Genomic DNA, 7,467 nt, shown 5'->3' with positions numbered 1-7,467 from the left:
GAGCCCGCGGCGGCCGAGCCGGCCATGGCATCGCCGGCCGCCGAGGCGCCGCGCCGGCAGGCCCCGCTGGTGGCCCAGCCGAGCGTCGCCCCGCCGCCGACGCCCGCCTCCGGTGGGCTGCGGGGGCTGTTCCAGACGGTCACCGGCCGGGCCGGCCCCTCCGCGCTGCTGAAGCGGACCCTGACGGAGCCGACCCCGCCCCCGGTCGCGCCGCGGGTGGAGCCGACGCCCGTCCGCGCCCAGCCGCGCCCCTCGCCGGAGGCCGAGGTCGGGCTGGAGATCCCCACCTTCCTCCGCCGCCAGTCCAACTGAGGCTGCCGGCCTGATGCCCGGCCCGGCGGGCCGGGATCGTCACGCTGCCACTTCCTGTCGTGCATGGTCCTCGGCCGCATCCCGGTGCCTTCCCGGCATCGGATGCGGCCGAAACCTTGTCTGGCCGGAGCGATGCCTGAGGAAGCCGCCGGCTTCCCTTCACGTACCGGAACGGTGTCCACGCGCCGGCGCCAGCCGCGGGCGCTGCCATTTTTTCGCCACTTGGCAGCCGCATTGCACTGCAAAAAAAGCTGATTCTTCAGGATCTTGCAGCGAAATATGAGGAAATAAGGCTTGACTCGCGGCCGGCCGTGCAGGGTGGCATGACCACCCTGGGCGGCTGCCATGGCAGCGCCCCAAGGCATACCGGGAACGGGTTACCAGGGCCTGGATGCCCGGCACAGGACAGGGGTTGGCATGGACGGTTTCTTCCCGCTCGAGACAGGTCGCCGCAAGACGCTGAAGGCCGCCATCGGCTGCGTCGGCACCGGCCTGCACAGCGGCCGCCGGGTCCGCCTCACCCTGCGCCCGGCGGAGCCCGGCACGGGCATCCGCTTCCGCCGCACCGATATCGGCCTCGAGCTGCCCGCGCTCTACGACCATGTGGTGGATACCCGCCTCTGCACCGCCCTCGGCATCCCCGGCGAAGACGCCGGCCGCCGCATCGGCACGGTGGAGCATGTGATGGCGGCGCTGGCCGGCAGCGGCGTGGACGATGCGCTGGTGGAGCTGGATGGGCCGGAAGTGCCCATCCTGGACGGCTCCGCCACCCCCTTCCTCTTCCTGCTGGACTGCACCGGCCTCATCGCCCATGGCGGCGGCGCCGTGCCGGCCGAGGCGATCGAGGTGCTGCGCCCGGTCCGCGTGACGGAAGGCGAAGGCCCCGACGCGGCCTGGGCCGAGCTCTCCCCCCTCCCCGGGGAGCGGCTGGAGGCCAGCCTGACCATCGACTTCCCCAACACCGCCATCGGCCGGCAGAGCCTCTCGCTGCGCCTGACGCCGCAGGCCTTCCGCGGCGCGCTGGCGGATGCCCGCACCTTCACCCTGGCGGAGGAGGTGGCGCGCCTGCGGGCCATGGGCCTCGCCCAGGGCGGCAGCCTCGCCAATGCCGTGGTGGTGGACGGCCCGCTGGTGCTGAACCCGGGCGGGCTGCGCCGGCCGGACGAGTTCGTGCGCCACAAGCTGCTGGACGTGGTGGGGGACATGGCGCTGGCCGGCGCCCCGCTGCGCGGCCGCTTCACCGGCCACCGCTCCGGCCATGCGCTGAACAACCGGCTGCTGCGGGCGCTCTTCGCGGACCGCGCCAATTGGCGCGCCGTGCCGGGCATGAGCCTGGGCGAGGGCGCCGCGCCGCGCCTGCCGGTCCCCGCTGCCGCCGCGGCGGCGGTGGCCTGAAAAGCGCGATCGGTTGCGGTCGGATCGACCGAAACTTGGATCACGGAGGATGAGCCGGGCGGGGCGGGTGAGCGGAGCTGGGCCAATCCTGCTCCAGGCCTCATCGCGCCGTACGGACTCGCCCGGCGCCCCGGACAGGCGACAAGGCAGAGCCCGCGGCGCGCCACGCCGGCTGTGGAGGGTTGCCTGTCCCGCAGTCCTTGCACCGCCCGCTGCGGCAAGGCCGCGCCAGGGCGCGGGCGCAGCAAGCGCCGAAGGCCCTGGGGCCATGCCGGGCGAGCGCCTGCAAGACGGCGCATCTCCGGCCCTGCGTCAGGAGGCGAACACCCCCCGTGTGCGGCCCCGCGGGAGCCATGCTATAGGGCACCCCTGCATAGCATGACCGGCCCCTGATGATCCGTCGCGCCCACCTCCTGCTTTTCCTCGGCCTCGCCGTGCTGCCGGGCTGCGGCATGTTCAGCGCCTGGGACGGCCGCAGTTCCAGCCTGGCGCCACGCGGCCAGGACCTGACGCGCGACCAGTCGGCCGAGGGCCTCTACGGCGCCGGCATCGAGGCGCTGCAGGCCCGGCGCTACCAGCAGGCGGTGGATTATTTCGACCGGGTGGAGCGCGACCACCCCTATTCCACCTGGGCCACCAACGCCAAGCTGATGGCCGCCTATGGCGAGTACCAGCGCAACCGCTACACCGAGGCCATCGGCGCGCTGGACCGCTTCATCCAGCTTCACCCGGCGCATCGCGACATCGCCTATGCCTATTACCTCCGCGCCCTCTGCTACTACGAGCAGATCAGCGACGCCCAGCGCGACCAGCGCGGCACGGAGCAGGCGATGGCGGCGCTGCAGGACGTAGTGAACCGCTACCCGGACACCGCCTATGCCCGCGACGCCCGGCTGAAGATCGACCTCGGCCGCGACCATCTGGCGGGCAAGGAGATGAATGTCGGCCGCTTCTACCAGCGCCAGCGCCTCTACGGCGCGGCGATCGGCCGCTTCAAGCGGGTGGTGGAGGATTACCAGACCACCAACCACGTGCCCGAGGCGCTGCACCGCCTGACCGAGATCTACCTCGCCCTCGGCCTGACCGAGGAGGCGCGGCAGACCGCCTCGGTGCTCGGCCATAATTTCCCCGGCAGCCCCTGGTACCAGGACAGCTACGCGCTGCTGGTGGATGACCCGAGCCTGGCGGCGCCCACCGGCGAGCGGCCGGGCTTCCTGCGCCGGACCTGGAACTGGCTGTTTTGACCCCGCCCGGCTGAGCACCCGCCGATGCTCGCCTCCCTCGCCATCCGCGACGTGGTGCTGATCGAGCGGCTGGACCTCGCCTTCGGCCCCGGCCTGACGGTGCTGACCGGCGAGACCGGCGCGGGCAAGTCCATCCTGCTGGACAGCCTCGGCCTCGCCTGCGGGGCGCGGGCGGAGGCGGGGATGGTGCGCGCCGGCCAGTCGCAATGCTCGGTCAGCGCCGAATTCGCGCCGCCGCCCAACCACCCTTCCTTCGCCATCCTCGCCGAGCAGGCGATGGAGCCGGAGGAGACGCTGGTGCTGCGCCGCGTGGTGCAGGCGGATGGCCGCAGCCGCGCCTTCGTCAATGGCCAGCCCGTGGCGGCCGGCGTGCTGCGCCGCCTCGCCGCGACACTCGTTGAGGTGCAGGGCCAGCACGACCAGGTCGGCCTCGCGGACCCGACGACGCATGGCGGGCTGCTGGACGCCTTCGGCGGGCTGGAGGGCCAGCGCCAGCAGGTGGCCGCCGCCCATCGCGCCTGGCGGGAGGCGGAGCGCAGCCTGGCCGCGGCGCGGGAGGCGATCGCCGCTGCGCAGCGGGACGAGGAATTCCTCCGCCACGCGGTCGAGGAGCTGTCCGACCTCGCCCCCGAGGAGGGCGAGGAGGAGCAGCTTTCGGCCGAGCGCCAGAAGCTGCAGCAGGGCGAGCGCCGGAGCGAGAGCATCGCCGCCGCCCTGGCCGAATTGCAGCCGCGCGACCGCCGCCGCGGCGGCCCCGCGGAGGCGCTGCGCAGCGCCGCCCGCTCGCTCGAACGCCTGCCGGCGCCGAATGAGGAGGCGCAGCCGATCCTCGCCCTGCTCGCCCAGGCCCAGGATGCGGTGGCCGAGGCCGAGACCCTGCTGGAGCGGATGCTGCAGGAAGGCGCGCCGGATCCGCGCCGCCTGGAGCAGCTGGAGGACCGGCTGTTCGGCCTGCGCGCTGCCGCCCGCAAGCATGCGGTCGCGGTGGTGGAACTGCCGGCGCTGCTGGCCAGCCTGAAGGACAGGCTCGGCGCGCTGGATGCCGGCACCGGCCGCGTCGCCGCGCTGGAGGCCGCCGCCGCCGCCGCCCGCCGCGACTATGTGGCGGCCGCCGAGGCCCTCTCCGGCGCCCGCCGCGCCGCCGCCGCGCAGCTCGAAGCCGCGCTGGGCAAGGAGCTGCCGCCGCTGAAGCTGGACCGCGCCAGGGTCTTCGTCGAGGTCGCGCCGCGCGAGGAATCCGCCTGGGGCGCCGATGGCATGGACCGCGTCACCTTCCTCGTCGCCACCAATCCTGGCCAGGCGCCGGGACATCTGCAGAAGATCGCCTCGGGCGGCGAGCTCTCCCGCCTGATGCTGGCGCTGAAGGTGGTGCTGGCCCGCGGCTCGCCCGTGCCGACCCTGATCTTCGATGAGGTGGATGCCGGCATCGGCGGCGCCACCGCGGCGGCGGTGGGGGAGAGGCTGGCCCGCGTGGCGGAACGGCTGCAGGTGCTGGTGGTGACGCACAGCCCGCAGGTCGCGGCGCGCGGCACGCAGCAGCTTCGCGTGGCGAAGCAGGTGAAGGGCGAGCGCGCCGCGACCACGGTGGAGCCGCTGGGCAAGCGCGAGCGGCGTGAGGAGATCGCCCGGATGCTGGCCGGCGAAAGGGTGACGGATGCCGCGCGGGCGGCGGCGGACAGCCTGCTGACCGGAGGGCTGCTGTGATCCGCGCGGCCGGGCCGCAGGACGCGCCGGCGCTCGCCGCCATGCTGCGCGCCCTGAATGACGAGCCGGGCCTGGCACCCGAGCGCATCACGCCGGAAGGCGTGGCGCGGGACCTGATCGGCGATGCGCGCTGCCGCGTGCTGCTGGCGGTGGAGGCCGACCGGCCGGTTGGCCTCGCCACGGCGCACCCCACCTATGACAGCGGGCAGAGCCGCTGGGGGCTGTTCCTGAACGATCTCTACGTGGTGCCGGCGGCGCGGCGGCAGGGCCATGGCCGGGCGCTGGTCGCCGCCATGGCGGCGGCGGCGCTGGCCGAGGGCGGCGGCTTCCTCTGGTGGAATGCGGATGAGGGCGACACCCTCGCCCGCGCCTTCCACCGGCGCCTGGGCGCGGGCAGCGCCATGGTGGAGGATTTCACCCTGGATGGGGAGGCGCTGGCCCGGCTGGCGCGCACGGCATGACCCCCTCCCCGCTCCGCGCCCGCCGCGTCGAGGACCTCACCGAGGAGGAGGCGGCCGGGGAGCTGGCGGCGCTGGCCGCCGAGATCGCCGCCGCGGACATCGCCTACCACCAGAACGACGCGCCGGAGATCACCGACGCCGAATACGACGCGCTGCGCCGCCGCAACGCCGCCCTCGAGGCCCGCTTCCCCGAGCTGAAGCGCGCCGACAGCCCGAGCGAGGCGCCGCCCGGCGCCGCCCCCGCCGCCGGCTTCGCCAAGTCCCGGCACGGCACGCCGATGCTGAGCCTCGACAACGCCTTCGAGGCAACGGATTTCGCGGAGTTCACCAGAACCATCCGCCGCTTCCTCCGCCTGGCTGACGCGGAGGTATTGCGATTCGTCGGCGAGCCGAAGATCGACGGCGTCTCGGTCAACCTCACCTATGAGAACGGCGTCTTCCTGCGCGGCGCGACGCGCGGCGACGGCACCGAGGGCGAGGACATCACCCGCAACCTCGAGACCTTCCCCGACTCCGAGCTGCCCCGCCGCCTCGGCCCCGACGCTCCGGCGCAGATCGAGATTCGTGGCGAGGTCTTCATGTCGAAGGCGGATTTCCTCGCCTTCCGTGACGAACAGGCGCGGCTGGCGGAGGAACGCGAGCAGCGCCGGGAGCGCGGCGAGAGGGTGGGGCCGGAGATCCGCATTCCCGCCAATCCGCGCAACGCCGCCGCCGGCTCGCTCCGCCAGCTCGACCCGAAGGTGACCGCCAGCCGGCCGCTGCAGCTTTTCGCCTATGCGCAGGGCGCCTCCAGCACCCCCGTCGCGGAGACGCACTGGGATTACCTGACGGCGTTGAAGCGCTGGGGCTTCCGGGTGAACCCGCTGTCGAAGCTGCTGCCCGACGAGCATGCGGCGGAGGCGTTCCAGGCGGCGCTCGGCGCCCAGCGGGCAGGGCTCGACTACGATATCGACGGCGTCGTCTACAAGCTGGACCGGCTGGATTGGCAAAGCCGCCTCGGCTTCGTCGGGCGCACGCCGCGCTGGGCCATCGCCTGGAAATTCCCTGCCGAGCAGGCCACCACCACCCTCCTGAAGATCGACATCCAGGTGGGCCGCACCGGCGCGCTGACGCCGCGGGCGGTGATGCAGCCGGTCAATGTCGGCGGCGTCATGGTGCAGCACGCAACGCTGCACAACGAGGACGAGATCGCCCGCAAGGATGTCCGCATCGGCGACACCGTCATCCTCCAGCGCGCCGGCGATGTCATTCCACAGATCGTCGGCATCCTGCCGGAGAAGCGCCCGGCGGACAGCACCCCCTTCGCCTTCCCGGAGATCTGCCCCGCCTGCGGCAGCCACGCCATTCGCCCGCCCGGCGAGGTGGTGCGGCGCTGCACCGGCGGCCTGATCTGCCCGGCCCAGACGGTGGAGCGGCTGAAGCATTTCGTCAGCCGCAACGCCATGGATATCGAGGGTTTGGGCGAGGAGAACATCATCGCCCTGCACGAGGCCGGGCTGGTGAAGAGCCCGGCCGACATTTTTCGTCTGAAGGGCCATGCCGAGACCATCCGGCAATGGGAGGGCTGGGGCCGCGCCTCCCGCGCCGAGTCGCGGAAGCTGGCCAATCTGCTGGCCGCCATCGAGAGCCGCCGGCAGCCGCCGCTGGAGCGCTTCATCTTTGCCCTTGGCATCCGCCGCATCGGGGCGCAGAACGCCAAGCTGCTGGCCCGCCACTACCACGATGTGGCGCATTGGCGCGCCCGGATGCTGGCCGCCACCACCATCGGCTCCGAGGCGCGGGAGGAGCTCGGCTCCATCCAGGGCATCGGCCCGGCCATCGCCACGGAGCTGGCGGAATTCTTCAAGGAGGCGCGCAACCTCGCCGCCCTCGACGACCTGCTGCGCGAGGTCTCGCCCCTGCCCGCCGCCAGCTTCGGCGACAGCGCCAGCCCCTTCGCCGGCAAGGTCATGGTCTTCACCGGCACGTTGGAACGCACCTCCCGCGACGAGGCGGAGGCGGTGGCGGAACGGCTGGGGGCGAAGGTGACGAAGAGCGTTTCGAAGAAGACCGATTTCGTCGTGGTCGGCGCGGAGGCCGGCAGCAAGGCGGCCAAGGCCGCCGAGCTCGGCATAAGGACGCTGACGGAGGCGGAGTGGCGCGAGATGGCCGGGCTGGAGGGCTGAGGCGACAGCCGATCAGGCAGGATCGCCTGACCGGATGCCTCGCTCCGGACGGAGCTCTGCCCAGGGCCGGTGCCGGCATGGGGCGCGGCCCCCGTCAGGCCGCATCCCCTAGCCCGCCGCGCCCGCCGATCGTCAGCCGCGGCCCGTTGCCTGGCAAAGGCGGGCCGCCCCGAGGGGCGCCCGCCT

The 7,467-nt window shown here is 73.3% G+C and carries 5 protein-coding genes and 1 pseudogene; all 6 read left to right on the top strand.

Going from position 1 to position 7,467, the window contains the following annotated elements; genetic code table 11:
* A pseudogene (locus NJ376_RS20700) lies at window positions 1-312 on the top strand (cell division protein FtsZ); the annotation flags it as partial.
* A 417-nt stretch (window positions 313-729) separates the two neighbouring features.
* Window positions 730-1,707 carry a UDP-3-O-acyl-N-acetylglucosamine deacetylase gene (gene lpxC, locus NJ376_RS20695; protein WP_252955187.1) on the top strand — a complete coding sequence of 326 codons (978 nt, stop codon included), beginning with the start codon at window positions 730-732 and terminating at the stop codon, window positions 1,705-1,707.
* 392 nt (window positions 1,708-2,099) lie between these two features.
* Window positions 2,100-2,951: an outer membrane protein assembly factor BamD gene (locus NJ376_RS20690; protein ID WP_252955186.1), complete on the top strand. Its 852-nt coding sequence runs from the start codon at window positions 2,100-2,102 to the stop codon at window positions 2,949-2,951.
* 24 nt (window positions 2,952-2,975) lie between these two features.
* Complete coding sequence (gene recN, locus NJ376_RS20685; protein ID WP_252955185.1) at window positions 2,976-4,655, top strand: DNA repair protein RecN; 1,680 nt, start codon at window positions 2,976-2,978, stop codon at window positions 4,653-4,655.
* Window positions 4,652-5,116, top strand: coding sequence for a GNAT family N-acetyltransferase (locus NJ376_RS20680; protein WP_252955184.1), 465 nt, complete (start codon window positions 4,652-4,654; stop codon window positions 5,114-5,116). The genes recN and NJ376_RS20680 overlap by 4 nt, the downstream gene beginning before the upstream one ends.
* Window positions 5,113-7,281 (top strand): NAD-dependent DNA ligase LigA, encoded by a 2,169-nt coding sequence (gene ligA / locus NJ376_RS20675; RefSeq protein WP_252955183.1) that lies wholly within the window; start codon window positions 5,113-5,115, stop codon window positions 7,279-7,281. Before NJ376_RS20680 ends, ligA begins: the two co-directional genes overlap by 4 nt.
* The last annotated feature ends 186 nt before the right edge of the window (window positions 7,282-7,467 follow it).

The organism is Siccirubricoccus soli (genome assembly GCF_024178315.1).
GTDB classification, from domain to species: Bacteria; Pseudomonadota; Alphaproteobacteria; order Acetobacterales; family Acetobacteraceae; genus Siccirubricoccus; species Siccirubricoccus soli.
Note: the sequence above shows the minus strand (reverse complement) of the source record. Positions and strands in the feature narration are given on the sequence as shown.

Excerpts from the sequence above, each read along its gene's own strand:
- NJ376_RS20690 (WP_252955186.1), top strand. The coding sequence starts at position 2,100 with ATGATCCGTCGCGCCCACCTCCTGCTTTTCCTCGGCCTCGCCGTGCTG.
- recN (WP_252955185.1), top strand. The coding sequence starts at position 2,976 with ATGCTCGCCTCCCTCGCCATCCGCGACGTGGTGCTGATCGAGCGGCTG.
- ligA (WP_252955183.1), top strand. The coding sequence starts at position 5,113 with ATGACCCCCTCCCCGCTCCGCGCCCGCCGCGTCGAGGACCTCACCGAG.
- lpxC (WP_252955187.1), top strand. The coding sequence starts at position 730 with ATGGACGGTTTCTTCCCGCTCGAGACAGGTCGCCGCAAGACGCTGAAG.